At 66.4% G+C, this 16528-nt stretch carries 17 protein-coding genes; 14 read left to right on the top strand and 3 right to left on the bottom strand.

The annotated features are described in order from the left end of the window. The first annotated feature begins 230 nt into the window (after positions 1 to 230). The 8 genes from coxB to thrC all read left to right on the top strand — a co-directional run bounded on the left by coxB (position 231) and on the right by thrC (position 6660). On the top strand, positions 231 to 1148 hold the full coding sequence (coxB, locus tag ACED67_RS16470) for a cytochrome c oxidase subunit II (protein ID WP_395542807.1): 918 nt from the start codon (positions 231 to 233) through the stop codon (positions 1146 to 1148). A 60-nt stretch (positions 1149 to 1208) separates the two neighbouring features. Next, positions 1209 to 2153 (top strand): heme o synthase, encoded by a 945-nt coding sequence (cyoE, locus tag ACED67_RS16465; RefSeq protein WP_395542806.1) that lies wholly within the window; start codon positions 1209 to 1211, stop codon positions 2151 to 2153. A gap of 1 nt (position 2154) precedes the next feature. Beyond that, entirely contained in the window at positions 2155 to 2403 is a 249-nt protein-coding gene (locus tag ACED67_RS16460) for a cytochrome c oxidase system small membrane protein (protein ID WP_395542805.1), read from the top strand. Beyond that, positions 2400 to 2993, top strand: a complete 594-nt coding sequence (locus ACED67_RS16455; RefSeq protein WP_395542804.1) for a cytochrome c oxidase assembly protein — start codon at positions 2400 to 2402, stop codon at positions 2991 to 2993. Before ACED67_RS16460 ends, ACED67_RS16455 begins: the two co-directional genes overlap by 4 nt. Positions 2994 to 3015: 22 nt before the next feature. Next, complete coding sequence (locus ACED67_RS16450; protein WP_395542803.1) at positions 3016 to 3819, top strand: cytochrome c oxidase subunit 3; 804 nt, start codon at positions 3016 to 3018, stop codon at positions 3817 to 3819. Positions 3820 to 3962: 143 nt separating this feature from the next. Then, complete coding sequence (locus tag ACED67_RS16445) at positions 3963 to 4514, top strand: VPLPA-CTERM sorting domain-containing protein (RefSeq protein ID WP_395542802.1); 552 nt, start codon at positions 3963 to 3965, stop codon at positions 4512 to 4514. A gap of 74 nt (positions 4515 to 4588) precedes the next feature. Next, positions 4589 to 5269 (top strand): SURF1 family protein, encoded by a 681-nt coding sequence (locus ACED67_RS16440; protein ID WP_395542801.1) that lies wholly within the window; start codon positions 4589 to 4591, stop codon positions 5267 to 5269. Continuing rightward, positions 5266 to 6660: a threonine synthase gene (gene thrC, locus ACED67_RS16435; RefSeq protein WP_395542800.1), complete on the top strand. Its 1395-nt coding sequence runs from the start codon at positions 5266 to 5268 to the stop codon at positions 6658 to 6660. The genes ACED67_RS16440 and thrC overlap by 4 nt, the downstream gene beginning before the upstream one ends. A 3-nt stretch (positions 6661 to 6663) precedes the next feature. Here thrC and ACED67_RS16430 read toward each other — a convergent pair whose 3' ends face one another. Beyond that, a complete protein-coding gene (locus ACED67_RS16430) occupies positions 6664 to 6999 on the bottom strand; it encodes a hypothetical protein (protein WP_395542799.1) in 336 nt (111 codons plus the stop codon). Between the two features lie 116 nt (positions 7000 to 7115). Between ACED67_RS16430 and ACED67_RS16425 the strand changes: the two genes are divergently transcribed. From ACED67_RS16425 to ACED67_RS16405, 5 genes are all read left to right on the top strand, one after another. Beyond that, on the top strand, positions 7116 to 8375 hold the full coding sequence (locus tag ACED67_RS16425) for a M16 family metallopeptidase (RefSeq protein WP_395542798.1): 1260 nt from the start codon (positions 7116 to 7118) through the stop codon (positions 8373 to 8375). Next, positions 8375 to 8965, top strand: a complete 591-nt coding sequence (locus ACED67_RS16420; RefSeq protein WP_395542929.1) for a GNAT family N-acetyltransferase — start codon at positions 8375 to 8377, stop codon at positions 8963 to 8965. The genes ACED67_RS16425 and ACED67_RS16420 overlap by 1 nt, the downstream gene beginning before the upstream one ends. Beyond that, complete coding sequence (locus tag ACED67_RS16415; protein ID WP_395542797.1) at positions 8949 to 9518, top strand: DUF1697 domain-containing protein; 570 nt, start codon at positions 8949 to 8951, stop codon at positions 9516 to 9518. Before ACED67_RS16420 ends, ACED67_RS16415 begins: the two co-directional genes overlap by 17 nt. A 69-nt stretch (positions 9519 to 9587) precedes the next feature. Further along, complete coding sequence (locus ACED67_RS16410; RefSeq protein ID WP_395542796.1) at positions 9588 to 10430, top strand: MBL fold metallo-hydrolase; 843 nt, start codon at positions 9588 to 9590, stop codon at positions 10428 to 10430. A 61-nt stretch (positions 10431 to 10491) separates the two neighbouring features. Continuing rightward, complete coding sequence (locus ACED67_RS16405) at positions 10492 to 11904, top strand: FAD-binding oxidoreductase (protein WP_395542795.1); 1413 nt, start codon at positions 10492 to 10494, stop codon at positions 11902 to 11904. 110 nt (positions 11905 to 12014) lie between these two features. Here ACED67_RS16405 and ptsP read toward each other — a convergent pair whose 3' ends face one another. Beyond that, entirely contained in the window at positions 12015 to 14258 is a 2244-nt protein-coding gene (ptsP, locus tag ACED67_RS16400; protein ID WP_395542794.1) for a phosphoenolpyruvate--protein phosphotransferase, read from the bottom strand. Positions 14259 to 14462: 204 nt separating this feature from the next. Between ptsP and ACED67_RS16395 the strand changes: the two genes are divergently transcribed. Beyond that, complete coding sequence (locus tag ACED67_RS16395; RefSeq protein WP_395542793.1) at positions 14463 to 15026, top strand: alpha/beta hydrolase; 564 nt, start codon at positions 14463 to 14465, stop codon at positions 15024 to 15026. A 46-nt stretch (positions 15027 to 15072) separates the two neighbouring features. Here the strand turns inward: ACED67_RS16395 and ACED67_RS16390 are convergent, their stop codons facing one another. After that, entirely contained in the window at positions 15073 to 16329 is a 1257-nt protein-coding gene (locus ACED67_RS16390) for an aspartate kinase (RefSeq protein WP_395542792.1), read from the bottom strand. Between the last annotated feature and the right edge of the window lie 199 nt (positions 16330 to 16528).

Below are 16528 nucleotides of genomic sequence, written 5' to 3'. Positions count from 1 at the left end.
TCGCCCGAAAATCGCCCCCGCGCCGCGCCGCTCATGCCGCGATGCAGCGCGTCCTTGACACAGATCAAGGGGCGCGCATCTGTCGCAACGGTTTCTCTTGTCGCCGCGCGCCCGATATGGTTTGAACGCCAGAGCAAACAAGAGGATTCCGTCGCGCGCGCAAGCGGGCAGCAGACGGGGCCGAGGGACGGTTGCGGCGCAAGGCCGCGCCCAAGAGGACGGGAAGCGAGATGCGGATCATTTCATCACTGAAGGGATGGACGGCGGCCGGGATCCTGGCGCTGAGCACGGGAACGGCGCTGGCGCAGGGCCTTGAAATCGTGGGTCAGCCGCATGAAAAGGGCATCGGCTTCCAGCCCGCTTCGTCGTCCATCGCGGTTGAGCAGCAATGGCTCGACCACATGATCCTCTACATCATCGCCGCGATCACGATCTTCGTCACGCTGCTCTTGCTGATCGTCATCCTGCGCTACAACAGCAAGATGAACCCCAAGCCCAAAGGCTTCACCCATAACACGCCGCTGGAAATCGCCTGGACGCTGATCCCCGTCCTGGTTCTTGTCTTCATCGGCTCCTTCTCGGTGCCGGCGCTGAACCACCAGCAGAAATTCCCCGAAGGCGAAGTGGTGATCAAGGTCACCGGCAACCAGTGGTACTGGTCCTATGCCTATCCCGAAGAAGGCATCGAGGAATATGCCAGCTTCATGATCGGCGGCTCGGGCACCAATGGCGACGCCCGCCTGACCCCGGCCGTGGAAGAGCAGCTCAAGGCCGCAGGTTACAGCAGGGACCAGTTCCTGCTCGCCACCGACACCGCGATGGTGGTTCCGGTCGGCAAGGAAGTGCTGTTGCAGATCACCGGCGCCGACGTGATCCATGCCTGGAAGATCCCCGCCTTCGGCGTCATGCAGGATGCCGTGCCGGGCCGCATCGCGCATCTGTGGTTCAAGGCCGACCGGGAAGGCATCTTCTTCGGCCAGTGCTCGGAACTTTGCGGCAAGGACCACGCCTATATGCCGATCACCGTCAAGGTCGTCTCGGAAGCCGCCTACAAGGCTTGGGTCGAGAAGGCCAAGGCGGGCGACGTGGTCCTGTCGGCGGCCGATCTTGCGGCGGCAGAGCCGATCCAGGTCGCGGCCAGCAACTGATCCTAGCAAGGGCAGGGGCCGCGCGGCCCCGCCCTATGAAGAGCCTGAAAGTCGGACGGAATGAGCGATATCGGCGCCTTTGATCGCGGCACGGCAGCCCCGCAAGATGCGGGGTTCGGTGATTACGTGCAGCTTCTCAAGCCGCGCGTGATGTCGCTGGTCGTCTTCACCGCGCTGGTGGGCCTTCTGGTCGCCCCGGTGCAGCTGCACCCGGTCGAGGCTTTCGCCGCCATCCTGTTCATCGCCCTGGGCGGCGGCGCATCCGGTGCGCTGAACATGTGGTGGGACAGCGACATCGATGCCGTGATGAACCGCACCCGCAGCCGTCCCATCCCCTCGGGCCGGATCGAGCGCGGCGAGGCGCTGGCGCTGGGCTTGGCGCTGTCGGGCATCTCCGTCGTGATGCTGGCCCTGGCGACCAACATCGCCGCAGGGGCGCTTCTGGCCTTCACGATCTTCTTCTATGCCGTGGTCTATTCGGTCTGGCTCAAACGCTCGACCCCGCAGAACATCGTGATCGGCGGCGCCGCCGGGGCCTTCCCGCCCATGATCGGCTGGGTCGCCGCGACGGGCCATGTCAGCCTGGAAGCCGTGCTGATGTTCGCGCTGATCTTCATGTGGACGCCGCCGCATTTCTGGGCGCTGGCGCTGTTCATGAAGGAAGATTATCACAAGGCTGGCGTGCCGATGCTGACCGTCACCCATGGCCGCAAGGCGACCCGCACCCATATTCTCGTCTACACGCTGCTTCTTGCCCCCATCGCCCTCGGCGCCGCGCTGACATCGATCGGCGGGCCGCTGACCCTGGCGGTGGCCGTGGCGCTGAATGCCTGGTTCGTGATCGGCGCCATGCGCATCCGCGCCCGCAGCGAGGATCAGGCCATCGCTGACAAATATGCCGCCGAGAAGGCCTTCTTCCGCTTCTCGCTGGTCTATCTCTTCCTGCATTTCGCGGCCTTCCTGGCCGAAGCCGCGCTGCGGCCCTATGGTCTGGGGGGCTGGTGACATGGCGCTTCACGTCACGCATGACCTGCACAAGCGGCGCTTCTCGCGCAATGTCGGGCTAGGCCTGCTTCTCGCGGGCATGGTCGTCCTTGTCTTCGCCCTGACCGTGGTCAAGGTGAAGCGCGGCGATGACATGCAGGGCTATGACCATACCCTGCGCCCCGAACTGCTTCCGGCAGAAGAGGGTGGGCCCGCCCCGGCGGATCTTCCCGCGACCGCGCCCGGCGCCGCACCCGAGGCCGGCCAATGACCCTTGCCCCCAAGCGCACCGCCCTCTGGCTGACCGGCATCGCCGCCGGGATGCTGGGCCTCTCCTTCGCCGCCGTGCCGCTCTATGACCTGTTCTGCCGCATGACCGGCTTTGGCGGCACCACTTCTGTGTCCGAAGTCGCGCCCGACACCATCCTCGACCAGACCGTCAAGGTTCGCTTCGACGCCTCGCTCGAGGCCGGGATGCCCTGGACCTTCAAGCCGGTCGTGCCGGAAATGACCATCCGCCTAGGCGAGACGGGCCTGGCCTTCTATGAAGTCCACAACCCGACCGACCGGCCCATCGCGGGAACCGCAAGCTTCAACGTCTCGCCCGATGTGGCGGGCGGCTATTTCACCAAGATCGCCTGCTTCTGCTTCGACCAGCAGGTCCTGCAACCCGGCGAGACCGCCGAGCTGCCGGTCTCGTTCTACGTCGATCCGTCGATCCTTGACGATATAGACGGGCAGAACGTCAAGTCGATCACGCTGAGCTATACGTTCCACGTCACCGACCTGCCCAAGGCAGAGGCGGCGCTGGAGCCCGCAACAGGGGCGGCATCGAGGGAAACCCCGTCTGCCACCAAGTAAAGACGAAAACGAGGGAAGAGCCATGGCCCACGCCAAGAACCACGACTACCACGTCCTGCCACCGTCGATCTGGCCCTTGCTGGGGGCGGTCTCGGCCTTCATCATGCTCTTCGGGGCGGTCCTGTGGATGCATGGCTCGGCGCCGTGGATGGGGCTGATCGGCTTTGCCGGCGTGCTTTACACCATGTATGCGTGGTGGGCCGAAGTGGTGCATGAGGCCAATACCGGCGACCATACCCCGGTCGTCCGCATCGGCCTGCGCTATGGCTTCATCATGTTCATCATGTCCGAAGTCATGTTCTTCGCCGCCTGGTTCTGGACCTTCTTCAAGCACCGCATGTACCCGATGGGGCCGGAAAGCCCCTGGGTCGACGGCCAGTGGCCCCCGGCCGGGATCGAGACCTTCGACCCCTGGCACCTGCCGCTGATCAACACGCTCGTCCTTCTGCTCTCCGGCTGCGCGATCACCTGGGCCCACCACGCCCTGGTGCATGAGAACAACCGCAAGGACATGATCAACGGCCTGATCATCGGCATCGTGCTGGGCTTCTTCTTCACCCTGCTGCAGGCCTATGAATACAGCCATGCGACCTTCGCTTTCGGCGGCAACATATATGGCGCCTCCTTCTTCATGGCGACCGGCTTCCACGGCTTCCATGTCATCATCGGGACGATCTTCCTGACCGTCTGCCTGATCCGGGCGCTGCGCGGCGATTTCACCCAGCAGCAGCATGTCGGCTTCGAGGCCGCCGCCTGGTACTGGCACTTCGTCGACGTGGTCTGGCTGTTCCTTTTCGCCGCCGTCTATGTCTGGGGCCAAGGCTGACACCCGCACCCAAGCGGCTTCGCGATCTGACAAGGGGCACCCTCAGGGGTGCCCCTTTGATTTTGCGGGATTCATTTCGTTTTGCGCGTATTCACGCATTTATTATCATCTTGTGGCGCATATTTTTTAAAAGGAGTTTTGCAATGAACGCAGTAAAAGCCTTCGCTGTCGCGTCTGGCCTGCTTGTCGCGGCCCCGATGGCGCAGGCCGCCACCCTGACCTTCGACAGCACGGCCGATTGCACCACCGCCGATGTCACGATCACCCAGGGCGATGCAAATTCCTCCTGTGTTCTGTCTGTGTATAACGGGTCTTCGGCGCTGCTCGGGACGGGCGGTGTGTCGCAATCCTACTGGACCGCGACCTTCACTTCGCTGATGGGCAGTGTCGCCATCACGCTCGGGGATCTGGGCATTGATCAAGACGTGATCTTCCTCACAGTCTACGACGAGTTCGATCAGGTCCTCTCCGCCCAGTCGCTGGATATTGGCTTCTCCTCGGTGCCGTCCACCCTCTCCTTCCTGGCAGGTGGAAATCTGATCAAATCGGTGAGCTTTGGTTCAAGTGGCGTTCTGGGCGGGATCTTCGCCGACAACCTGACCTTCGCGCCCGCGCCTGTCCCGCTTCCGGCCTCAAGCGCGCTGCTGCTTCTTGGACTGGCGTCGCTTTCCGTCCTGCGCCGTCGCCGCGGTTGATTGCGCTTCACGGCATCTCGGCCTAAACGCAGGGGCGCGGGGGCAAGACCCGCGCCTTTTCTCTGCGGGGCCGGATGCGGACATTGCTTTTCCTGATCGTCGTGGGGCTTGCGGGCGTCGGCACGCTTGTCTCGCTCGGGGTCTGGCAGATGCAGCGCCTGGCCTGGAAAGAGGGCCTGATCGCCGAGGCCGCCCACCAGATGGACGCCGCCCCCGTGCCGCTGCCCGCCAGGCCCGATCCCGAGAAAGACCGCTATCGTCCCGTCACGATCCAAGGCAGCTTCACCGGCGAGGAACTCCCTGTCCTGACTTCGGACAGCATTTCCGGTCCGGGCTTCCTGATCGTCGGCGCCTTCCAGACCACCGAGGGCCGTCGCATCCTGGTGGATCGCGGCTATGTGCCCGAGGAAGACCGCGCCCTGCCGCGCCCCCCGCGCGAGATGGAGATCACCGGCAACCTGAACTGGCCCGATGACACCACCTCCTCGACCCCGCCGCCCGATGCCAGGACCGGCATCTGGTTCGGCCGCGACGTGGCGGCCATGGCGCAGGCGCTTGGCACCGAACCCGTTCTGGTCGTCGCTCGGTCGGACACGGGCGATGGCGTGATGGCGATCCCGGCCAGCGCCAATTTCCGCAACGACCATTTGCAATATGCGATCACCTGGTTCCTGCTGGCTGCTGTCTGGGCCGCCATGACGGGGGCCTATCTCTGGCGTATCAACCGGCGCAGGGCCGAAGGGGCAGCGACATGAATTATATCTCGACCCGGGGCCAGGCGCCTGTCCTTGGCTTTGGCGAAGCGATGATGACCGGCCTCGCGCGCGATGGCGGCCTTTATGTCCCGGAAAGCGTGCCGGTCTTCTCGCCCCAGGAAATCGCCGCGCTCGCGGGTCTGCCCTATGAAGACCTGGCCTTCCGGGTGATGAAACCCTTCCTGGGCGGGTTCTTCGCCGATGACGAATTCCGCGGCCTGCTCGCCCGCGCCTATGCGGGCTTCGGCCATGCCGCCAAGGCGCCCTTGAAGCAGCTTGGCCCCAACCATTTCCTGATGGAACTGTTCCACGGCCCGACGCTCGCCTTCAAGGACTTCGCCATGCAGATCATCGGCCAGATGATGCAGGCGGCGCTGGCCAAGACCGGCGAACGCATCACCATCGTCGGCGCGACCTCGGGCGACACGGGCAGCGCCGCGATCGAGGCCTTCCGCGGCCTCGCCAATGTCGATGTCTTCATCCTCTTCCCGCATGGCCGCGTGTCCGAAGTGCAGCGCCGCCAGATGACCACCCCGTCCGAGGCCAATGTCCATGCCCTCGCCATGGATGGCGATTTCGACGATTGCCAGGCGCGGCTGAAAGACATGTTCAACGACTTCGCCTTCCGCGACGGCGTGCGGCTGGCGGGCGTGAACTCGATCAACTGGGCGCGCGTGCTGGCGCAGGTGGTCTATTACTTCCACGCCGGTCTGGCCCTGGGCGCGCCGCACCGCAAGATCAGCTTCACCGTCCCCACCGGCAATTTCGGCGACATCTTCGCAGGCTACATCGCCAAGCGCATGGGCCTGCCCATCGACCGGCTGGTCATCGCCACGAACCAGAACGATATTCTCGACCGGGCGATGCGCGGCGGCGAATACCGCACCACCGGCGTCGTGCCGTCAATCAGCCCCTCGATGGACATTCAGGTCTCGTCCAATTTCGAACGCGCGCTGTTCGATGCGCTGGGGCGTCAGGGCGGGGCCGTGCAGGCGCTGATGGACGGGCTGAAGCAGGGCGGCGGTTTCGCCATCCCCGAACCGGCGCTGGCCGCGCTGCGCGCCGAGTTCGACTCGGACCGCGCCTCGGAAGAGGAAACCTCTGCCACCATCGCCCGCGTCCTTGCGCAATCGGGAGAGCTTCTGTGCCCCCATTCCGCCATCGGCGTCAAAGTTGCCGAGGAACATGTAGGTCTCGCGCCCATGGTCACGCTGGCCACGGCGCATCCCGCGAAATTCCCCGATGCGGTCGAAAAGGCCAGCGGCATCCGCCCGGCGCTGCCGCCGCGCATGGCCGACCTGTTCCAGCGCCCCGAGCGCGTCACCCGCGTGCCGAACGATCTGGCGGCCCTCAAGGCGCTGATCCAGGACCGCATCGCCGCGCGGAGCTGATCCTCAGCCGCAGGGCGAAAAGGCCCACGCCCCTTCGGCAAACCGGCTGGCGGGGCCAACTGCGCTGGCGCCGCGCCCCGCGCAATGCGCATCGGCCGCCGCGCGCGCCAGAGCTTCGTCCGCAGCCCCCAGCGCCGCGCCGTCCTGGCGCGACACGACCAGGGCCGAGGCCATGGGCATGACATCGACCTCGGGATGACCGGGCATGTCGACCGGCCAGAGGTAATTCTCCTCCAGCGCCACTTGCAATGGCATGCCCCGCACGGACTGCGCCGACCGGTCCGGCCCGACACAGGCGGCAAGAAGCAGGGCGGGCAGAAGGGTGGCGGAGTTGCGCATGGCGGCAAGGCTACAGGCAGCCCGTCCTTGCACCAAAGCCTTTCGCTGCGCCCCTTTCACATGCCCCCGGCCTGCATTATGACCCTTTGACCAGACCCTTGTGAACGGACGCCATCGTGACGCTTCGCACCCATACCCTGCCCAACGGCTTTCGCATCGTGACCGAAGCGATGCCGGGCCTGAAATCGGCCTCGATCGGCATCTGGGTGGGGGCAGGGGGGCGGCATGAGGGCGCGCCGCAGAATGGCATCGCGCATTTCCTGGAACATATGGCGTTCAAGGGAACTGAAAAGCGCAGCGCTCTTCAGATCGCCGAAGAGATCGAGGATGTCGGCGGCTATATCAACGCCTATACCTCGCGCGAGATGACGGCCTATTATGCCCGCTGTCTCTCGGCCGATGTGCCGCGCGCGCTGGACGTGATTTCCGACATCGTGCTCAACCCCGTCTTCGCCGATGAGGATATCGAGACCGAGCGCCACGTGATCCTGCAGGAAATCGGTCAGGCCAATGACACACCCGATGACATCATCTTCGACTGGCTGCACGAGGTCTCCTATCCCGGCCAGGCCTTCGGTCGCACCATCCTGGGCCCGGAAGAGCGGGTCGCCAGCTTCGGTCGCAGCGACCTGCGCGCCTTCGTTTCGCGCCATTACGGGCCGGACCGCATGATCCTGTCGGCGGCGGGCGGCATCGACCATGACGCCATCGTCGCCGAGGCCGAAAAGATCTTCGGCGGACTTGCCCCGGTGGGCGCCTTCACCGCCGACCGCGCCGGCTTTGCCGGGGGCGAGCGGCGCGAGGTCAAGGATCTGGAACAGGCGCATTTCGCCCTGAACCTCGAAGCCCCCGGCTATCGCGACCCGATGGTCTACACCGCGCAGATCTGGTCGATGGCGATGGGCGGCGGCATGTCCTCGCGCCTGTTCCAGAAAATCCGCGAGGAGCGCGGCCTGTGCTACACGATCTATGCACAGTCCGCCGCCTATGACGATACCGGCCAGATCACCATCTACGCGGGCACCTCGGGCGACGAGATCGGCGATCTGACCGAGCTGACCGTGGCCGAGCTGAAGCGCGCCGCCGATGATATGAGCGAGGCCGAGGTCGCCCGCGCCAAGGCCCAGATCAAGGCCGGCATGCTGATGGGCCTTGAAAGCCCCTCGTCTCGGGCCGAGCGCAACGCGCGCCTGCTGTCGATCTGGGGAAGGGTACCCGATCTGGACGAGGCGGTGCAGAAGATCGATGCCGTCACCACGCGCGGGGTGCGCGACTGGGGCGGGGCGCTGCTGGGTGCCAAGGCGGCTCTCGCCGTCTATGGCCCGGTCGAGGCCGCGCCCGGGCTGGAGGCGATCCGCGCGGGTCTGTCGGCGTGATGCTAGGCCTGCGCCGCCGGGTCCGCATCGAGACCGAGCGGATGACGCTGCGCCTGCCGGTCCATGGCGACTGGCAGCAATGGTCCGCCTTGCGCGCCGACAGCGCGGCCTTTCTGACTCCCTGGGAGCCGGTCTGGAGCCATGATCACCTGGCCCGCCGCGCCTTCACCAACCGCGTCTATTGGGCCAACCGGGCCGAGGCGCAGGGCACGGCGCTGCCGCTCTTGCTGATCCGCCGCCAGGACCAGCGGCTTCTGGGCGCCATCACCATGGACAATATCCGCCGTGGCCCGGCCCAGACCGGCACGCTGGGCTATTGGGTCGGCGCGCCTCATGCAAGGCAGGGCTATATGCGCGAGGCGATCCTGGGCGTCGTCCATCACGCCTTCACGCAACTGGACCTGTCGCGCATCGAGGCCGCCTGTCTGCCGGAAAACGCCGCTTCTCGCGGCGTGCTGGAGAAATGCGGTTTCAAATACGAAGGCGTGGCGCAAAGCTACCTTCAGATCAACGGTCGCTGGCGCAACCATGTGCTTTACGCCAATCTGCGCGGCGACCGGCGCGGGCGCACCGATGTCGGCCCGGCCTGAGGGAGTCCGCGACTGGGCCGTGCTCTTGCGCGGGGTCAATGTCGGCGGCAAGAACCGCCTGCCCATGGCCGAATGGCGCAAGCTTCTGGCAGGGCAGGGGTTCCAGGCGCCCGAAACCCTGATCCAGTCCGGCAATGCCGTGATCGGTGCCGCAGGTCGCGCCGAAGACATCGCCCGCCTCGTGGCCGAGGGGATCGAGCAGGCTTTCGGCTTCCGTCCGTCAACCTTCGTCCTGACCGAGGCCGACCTCTCCGCCGCCCTGGATCATCCCTTCGAAGGCTCCGATCCGACCCGCCTCCACGCCACGTTCCTGTCGCCCGCCGATGCCGCCTTCGCGGCCGAGAAGGCCGAAAAGCTGCGCGCGCCGAGCGAATCGCTGCTTCTCCGCCCCGGGCACCTTCTCCTTCACGCCCCTGACGGCATCGGCACTTCGAAACTGGCCGAGGCCCTGCCGCGCCTCTTTTCGGGGCAGGTGACAACCCGCAACCTTCGCACGCTGGCGGCCCTGCACGATCTGATGCGCTCGCGACAAGGTGAAGACGCCGCGGGCTGACCGCGCATGACAGGCCACCATTCCGGTCTATCCTTGCCCGGACCCGCCCCCGGACCCGGAGCTGCCGTCATGCCCCAGCCGCCCGCCCGCCTGTGCCTTGCCCTGACCCTTGCCCTCGCCACCCCCGCCCTGGCGCAAGAAGCCCCTCCCGACCGCATCCCCTCGCATTGCATCGCGCTGGCCCAGGGGCCGCGCCTTGCGCCCGAACAGGTCGTCCCGGCCAAATGGGCCGACCCGGTCGAAGCCGATCACGTTCTGATCCGCTACTTCGACCATGCCAGTTTCGCCATCGTCGCCCCCGATGGCACCGTCGCAGTGACCGATTACACCGGCTATCTTGGCACGAAAGACCTCGTCCCCGATGCGGTGACGATGAACAACGCCCATTCCAGCCACTGGAGCGCCACGCCCGACCCGCGCATCCCGCATGTGCTTGCAGGCTGGCCGCAGGCGGGGCGGCCCGCCGAATACCGTCTCGACCTTGGCGGAATGCTGATCCGCAACGTCACCACCGACACGCGCGGCCCCTTTGGCGAGGGCGCCCGCAAGGACGGCAATTCGATCTTCATCTTTGAGACAGCGGGCCTCTGCATCGGCCATCTTGGCCACCTGCACCAGATCCCCTCGCCGGAACAATATGCCGCCATCGGACGGCTTGATATCGTCATGGTCCCGGTCGATGGCGGCTATACGATGCGGGTCCCGGATATGGCCGGGGTGGTGAAGCGGCTGAAAAGCTCGGTCGTGATCCCGATGCACTGGTTCTCGGGCGCGTCTCTGGTCGCATTCCTGAAAGAGATGGAGAGCGAGTTCGACATTGTGGAAACCGGCCTGTCCGAGATGAGCTTCTCCATGCACGACCTGCCAGCGCGGCCCACGATCCTTGTACTAGAACCGCGCTGGCTCGACTGACGCTGCCCGCACTTCCCTTCGCCCGCCGCCCCGGCTAGTCCTGTGCGCGAAGGAGAATGCCATGCTTACGCCCTGCGACGCCGCCTTTCTGTCCTCACTGGCCGAAAAGCTGCCCCCCGGCCGTCTGGCGCAGGCGCAGGCCCGCCACCTTGAGGAACCGCGCGGGCGCTATGCGGGCCAGCCCGGCCCGGTCGCCCTGCCGCAATCGACCGCGGAAGTCGCCACTATCGTTGCCGCCTGCAACGCCGCCCGTGTCGGCGTGCAGCCCTGGGGTGGCGGCACCGGCCTTGTCGCTGGCCAGCTCATGCCCAGCGGTCCGCTGCCCCTGATCCTGTCGCTGGAAAAGATGACGGCGCTGCGCGGCATCTGGCCGGATGAGAATGTCATCCTCGCCGAAGCGGGCCTGACCCTTGGTGCGCTGCATGAGGCCGCCGCGGCAGCGGATCGGCTGTTCCCGCTGGCGCTGGCCAGCCAGGGCACGGCCACGATCGGCGGCAACCTCGCCACCAATGCGGGCGGCACTGCCGTCCTGCGCTATGGCAATGCCCGCGACCTCTGCCTCGGGCTTGAGGCGGTAATGGCCGATGGCACGGTCTGGAACGGGCTCAAGCGGCTGCGCAAGGACAATACGGGCTATGACCTGAGGAACCTTCTCATCGGCGCCGAGGGTTCGCTTGGGGTGATCACCGCGGCCGCGCTGAAGCTGTTCCCGATTCCCGCCCATCGCGTCGTCGCCCTGCTGGTCGTGCCCAGCCCCGCTGCCGCGCTCAATCTGCTGCGCCAGATGGAAGCCCGCATTGGCGGACTGATCTCGGGGTTTGAACTTATCGCCCGCACCGGCCTTGAATTCCTGTCCGAGGTCGGCCCCCACCTGCGCCAGCCCTTCCCGACGCCGCCCGACTGGTGCGTTCTGCTGGAACTGGGCCTGCCAGCCGCCATGGAACCCGAAGCGACCATGGCCGCGCTGTTCGAGGAAGGCGCCGAGGCGGGGCTGGTCGAGGATGGCGTCATCGCCGCCTCCGAAGCCCAGGCCGACGCGTTGTGGAACATCCGCGAATCCCTCCCCGAAGCCAACCGCCGCGTCGGCGCAGTCTCCAGCCATGACATCTCGCTGCCTTTGGCCGAGATCCCCGGCTTCCTGGCCGAAGCCCCGGCGCGCCTCGCCCGCTTCGGAAGCTTCCGCATCAATGCCTTCGGCCATCTGGGCGATGGCAACCTGCATTACAACATCTTCCCCGAACGCGGCCAGGATCGTGCCGTGCATGACCCGGTCCGCGACGCGGTCAAGGAAACATTGCACGATCTCGTCCATGCCTTGGGCGGCTCGGTCTCGGCCGAACATGGCATCGGGCGGCTCAAGATCGATGATCTGCAACGTTATGGCGATCCGGCGAAGCTGGCCGCGATGCGGGCGATCAAGGCGGCGCTCGACCCCAATGGCATCCTCAACCCCGGCGCGGTCCTGCCCGCCTGAGGCAAAAAGACCCGGGGCGGCAGGCGAAGCTTCCGCCGCCTCTTTCATCCTGGCTCAAATATTCCGGGGGCCCGGGGGCTGGCCCCCCGACGGCGTCGGCTGGAATGGCCTCAGACGTTCTGCGTCGCCAGCCAACCCATCAGCGCTGGCCGCGCGCTTTCCGCCCCCGCGTCCCGCGCCGCCTCGATCACCGCGCGCACCTCGCCCAGATCGACCTGCCGGATCAGTGCCTTCACCGGCCCGATCGAGGCCGGGCGCATCGACAGGGTGCGGAACCCCAGCGCCGCCAGCGCCAGCGCCTCGATCGGACGCCCGGCATCCTCGCCGCAGAAAGACAGCGCCGTGCCCGTCTCGGCGCAGCGCGCGATGATCGTCTCAAGGAAGCTCAGGAAAGACAGGTTGAGCGTGTCATAGCGCCGCCGCACCCGTTCATTCTCGCGATCGGCCGCGAAGAAGAACTGCTTGAGATCATTGCCGCCGACCGAGATGAAATCGGCCAGCTCGAAAAAGGCTTTCGGCGCATAGGCCAGCGAGGGCGTCTCGCACATCGCGCCGATCTCGATGCTGGCGGGCACGACATGGCCCAGGGATTTCTCGCGATGCAATTCGGCCAGGATCGCCTGGCGCGCCGCGATGAACTCGCCTTGTTCGGCGACGAAGGGGAACATCACCGTCAGGGGCCGCCCCGCCGCCGCCCGGATCAGCGCCTGGATCTGCATCCGCAACACGCCCGGCTTGTCGAGGCCCACACGGATCGCCCGCCAGCCCATGGCCGGATTCGGCTCGTCATTGGGCTTCATATAGGGCAGCACCTTGTCCGAGCCGATGTCGAGCGTGCGGAAGGCCACCCGCCGCCCCTTGGCCGCCTCGATGACGCGGGCATACAGCGCGGCCAGCTCGGCCCGTTTCGGCATCTGGTTTCGGATCAGGAACTGCAATTCGGTGCGGAACAGGCCCACACCCTCGGCGCCCGACCCCTCCAGCGATGGCAGGTCGGCCATCAGCCCGGCATTCATGTGCAGATGAATCACCGTGCCGCATTTCGCCTGGGCGGGCAGGGCGCGCAGGCTGGCATAGCGGGTCTGCGCCGCCGCCTGCATCGCGATCTTGTCGCGGAAGGCGCGCGCGACGGTTTCCTCGGGCCGCAGATGGACGATGCCCTGATCGCCATCGACCAGGATCGCATCGCCGTTCAGCGCCTCTTGCGTGATGCGCTCGGCATGGATCACCAGCGGAATCGCCAGGGCGCGGGCGACGATGGCGGCATGGCTGCCGACCGAGCCTTCCTCCAGCACCACGCCGCGCAGCTTGCGGCCATATTCCAAAAGCTCGGCAGGCCCGATATTGCGGGCGATCAGGATCGGGCTTTCCGGCATGGCCGCCCCGGTGTCCTGGCCCTGTCCGGTCAGGATGCGCAACAGCCGGTTCGACAGATCGTCAAGGTCATGCAGCCGCTCGCGCAGATAGGGGTCGGCGACCTGCTCCATCCGGGCCCGGGCCGCGCCCTGCTCCTTCTCGACCGCCGCCTCGGCCGACAGGCCGCGCATGATGTCTTCTTCCATCCGTCGCAGCCAGCCGCGCGAATGGGCGAACATCCGATAGGCTTCCAGAACCTGCTTCTGATCCTTGTCGAGCTGTTCCGCCGCCAGGAGATCGTCGATCGAGATGCGCAGCCTGCCCACCGCGTCGCGGATGCGGTCGATCTCGGTCAGCGGATCATCGGCCACCGGGTTCGTCACCACGACGCGCGGCTCATGCAGCCAGACCCGGCCCTCGGCCGCGCCTTCCTGGCCCGTCGCGCCGCGGAACATCACCGGCTGGCGATGCAGGGGGGCAAGCCCGCCCTCTTCCCCGGCAAAGGCCCCAAGCTCGGTCATCTCGGCCAGAACCATGGCCACGACTTCCAGCGCATAGACCTCGTCTTCTGAAAACTCCCGCGCCGTTTTCGATTGTACGACAAGGACGCCCAGCTTTTCGCCGACGCGCTGGATCGGCACGCCCAGGAAGGAGGAGAAAATCTCTTCCCCCGTCTCGGGCATGTAGCGGAACCCGCGTTCCGAGGGCGCATTGGCGGTGTTGACCGGAATGCCGGTGCGCGCCACCCGCCCGGTCAGGCCCTCACCCAGCTTCATCCGCGTCTGGTGGACGGCCGCCTTGTTCAGCCCCTCCGTAGCGCAAAGCTCCAGCGTGTCCTCATCGCGGAACAGATAGATCGAGCAGACCTCGGTCTGCATCGAATCGGCGATCAGATGCGTCACCCGGTCAAGCCGGTCCTGCCCCTTGCCGCTTTCGGCAAGAGCATCGCGCAGGCGCCGCAAGAGCTTGCGGCTGTCGCTTTCGGTCCGTTCCGGCATTGTTTCCGATCCTGTCCCTTGCTCCCTCTATAGATGGCTGTTTCCCGCTTGGCGAGGGTGCCGCGCCCTCTGGCTTTCCGCTCTTGTGTGCAGCGCGGACCTTTGCCACGTTTCTGGGCAATGGTCGCCACGGGCTGGCGCAGGGGGCAGGCCGCTTGGCCCCACCGCCGCCTGTCGCCCCGCGCCAAAGCCCATGGGGGACGGATGCCAAGCCTGCTCGCCCTGCACGGAGCCGGGCGCGATGAGACCGACCTTGCGGAATTCGCCGCGGCCATCGCCCCCGATCTTTCGCTTCTCGCCCCGCGCGGCGCCTATCCCGAGGGGCAGGGCTTCACCTTCTTTCGCCGCCGCCCGGACCGCAGCCTCGACGCGCCCGCAATCCTGTCCGTCGCCAGCGACTGGCTGGCCTCCCGCAGTGATCTGCCGAAGGCTCCTGCGCTTCTCATCGGCTATTCCAGTGGCGCGATCTTCGCCGAGGCCCTGATCGCCTCCGCCCCCGGCCGTTTCGCAGGCGCAATCCTGATGCGCCCCAAACCCCTTGCCGCCGAGTTCCTCTTTCCGCCGCTGATGGGCCTGCCGGTCCTGATCCTGGCCGGGCGCCATGATCCCCGGCGCCGGTCCGAAGACGCGCCGCTCCTCACCCGCCAGCTTTCAGCCGCCGGGGCGCGCGTCGACGGCCATATGCTGGACTGCGGCCATGGCTGGGCGCCCGAGGATCAGGACGTCATCCTCAGCCGCGCCTGGCGGCAAAGACAAAGGGCGGGGTGATCCCCGCCCTGCAAGCCATTCCAGACTGCTGATCTCGGCCCGCGCGTCAGGCCTTGTCCAGATCGAAGGCGTCATGCAGCGCCTGCACCGCCAGTTCCATGTATTTCCGGTCGATCAGCACCGAGATCTTGATCTCGCTGGTCGCGATGACCTTGATGTTCACATTCTCGGCGGCCAGCGCCTTGAACATCCGCGCCGCCACGCCGACCTGGCTGCGCATCCCGATGCCCACGACCGAAACCTTGGCGACCTCGGTATCGACCACCAGATCGTCATAGGCGATCAGGCCCGCGGCCTTCGCGTCCTCCATCGCCTTCTGCGCCCGCGGCACCTGGTTGACCGGGACCGAGAAGGTCATGTCGGTCACCGCGCCCGGATGGCCGCCATAGTTCTTTTCCGAGATGTTCTGGACGATCATGTCCACATTCACGCCCGCATCGGCCAAGGGCCCGAAGATCGCCTGGGCGACGCCCGGCCGGTCCTCGATGGTGAAAAGCGTGATCTTCGCCTCATCGCGCGAGAAGGCGACGCCGCTGACGACTTTCGATTCCATGATTTCCTCCTCGTCACAGACCAGGGTTCCAGAGTTCTCGTCCGTCTCCTCGAACGAGGACAGGACGCGCAGCCGCACCTTGTAGCGCATGGCCAGTTCGACCGAACGGGTCTGCAGGACCTTGGCGCCCAGCGAGGCCAGTTCCAGCATTTCCTCGAAGGCGATCTTGTCCATCTTCCGCGCCTTGCGGACGATGCGCGGATCGGTCGTGTAGACCCCGTCGACATCGGTATAGATGTCGCAGCGTTCGGCGCCGAAGGCGGCGGCGAAGGCCACAGCCGTCGTGTCGCTGCCGCCCCGGCCCAGCGTGGTGATCCGCCCCTCGGAGCTGACGCCCTGGAAGCCCGCCACCACCGCGACCTTGAAGCCCTCGGCGAATTTCGCGTCGATGTTTTCACGCGGGATCGACACGAACCGGGCCGAGCCATGGGCCGAGGTGGTGTTGATCGGCACTTGCCAGCCCTGCCAGGACCGCGCCGGCACGCCCATCTCCTGCAGGCGCAGCGCCATCAGACCGGCGGTGATGTTCTCGCCCGAGGCGACGACCGCATCATATTCGCGCGCGTCATAGAGTTTCGAGGTGCCCTCGACCCAGCCCACCAGTTCATTGGTCTTGCCCGACATGGCGCTGACGATGACGATGACGTCATAGCCGCGCTCGACCTCGGCCTGCACCTTCGTCGCGGCATTTTCGATGCGCGCGAGATCGGCCACCGAAGTGCCCCCGAATTTCATTACGAGAAGCGGCACGACACCCTCCTACGGCCCCAGAAAGTCGCGCGCTTCCTAGCGGGGCAGGGGGGCAGGCGCAAGGGGGCGCGGGGCGGGCGGGGCGGGGCGGTCGATCCGCCGCAGGATAGGGGTCAAGGGGGCTGCGTCCGGCACCGCATCAGCCCCATGCCCGCACCCGCCCGGTGCCCCCGGATCAAGTTCGCCTCGACGGTCCGCA

It is taken from the genome of Neotabrizicola paludis (assembly GCF_044142105.1).
Lineage (GTDB): Bacteria > Pseudomonadota > Alphaproteobacteria > Rhodobacterales > Rhodobacteraceae > Pseudogemmobacter.
This window is presented reverse-complemented; position numbering and strand designations above follow the sequence as displayed.

Excerpts from the sequence above, each read along its gene's own strand:
- ACED67_RS16405 (WP_395542795.1), top strand. The coding sequence starts at position 10,492 with ATGCTTACGCCCTGCGACGCCGCCTTTCTGTCCTCACTGGCCGAAAAG.
- ACED67_RS16430 (WP_395542799.1), bottom strand. The coding sequence starts at position 6,999 with ATGCGCAACTCCGCCACCCTTCTGCCCGCCCTGCTTCTTGCCGCCTGT.
- thrC (WP_395542800.1), top strand. The coding sequence starts at position 5,266 with ATGAATTATATCTCGACCCGGGGCCAGGCGCCTGTCCTTGGCTTTGGC.
- cyoE (WP_395542806.1), top strand. The coding sequence starts at position 1,209 with ATGAGCGATATCGGCGCCTTTGATCGCGGCACGGCAGCCCCGCAAGAT.
- ACED67_RS16395 (WP_395542793.1), top strand. The coding sequence starts at position 14,463 with ATGCCAAGCCTGCTCGCCCTGCACGGAGCCGGGCGCGATGAGACCGAC.
- ACED67_RS16410 (WP_395542796.1), top strand. The coding sequence starts at position 9,588 with ATGCCCCAGCCGCCCGCCCGCCTGTGCCTTGCCCTGACCCTTGCCCTC.
- ACED67_RS16440 (WP_395542801.1), top strand. The coding sequence starts at position 4,589 with ATGCGGACATTGCTTTTCCTGATCGTCGTGGGGCTTGCGGGCGTCGGC.
- ptsP (WP_395542794.1), bottom strand. The coding sequence starts at position 14,258 with ATGCCGGAACGGACCGAAAGCGACAGCCGCAAGCTCTTGCGGCGCCTG.
- ACED67_RS16455 (WP_395542804.1), top strand. The coding sequence starts at position 2,400 with ATGACCCTTGCCCCCAAGCGCACCGCCCTCTGGCTGACCGGCATCGCC.
- ACED67_RS16460 (WP_395542805.1), top strand. The coding sequence starts at position 2,155 with ATGGCGCTTCACGTCACGCATGACCTGCACAAGCGGCGCTTCTCGCGC.
- ACED67_RS16415 (WP_395542797.1), top strand. The coding sequence starts at position 8,949 with ATGTCGGCCCGGCCTGAGGGAGTCCGCGACTGGGCCGTGCTCTTGCGC.
- ACED67_RS16420 (WP_395542929.1), top strand. The coding sequence starts at position 8,375 with ATGCTAGGCCTGCGCCGCCGGGTCCGCATCGAGACCGAGCGGATGACG.
- ACED67_RS16450 (WP_395542803.1), top strand. The coding sequence starts at position 3,016 with ATGGCCCACGCCAAGAACCACGACTACCACGTCCTGCCACCGTCGATC.
- coxB (WP_395542807.1), top strand. The coding sequence starts at position 231 with ATGCGGATCATTTCATCACTGAAGGGATGGACGGCGGCCGGGATCCTG.
- ACED67_RS16445 (WP_395542802.1), top strand. The coding sequence starts at position 3,963 with ATGAACGCAGTAAAAGCCTTCGCTGTCGCGTCTGGCCTGCTTGTCGCG.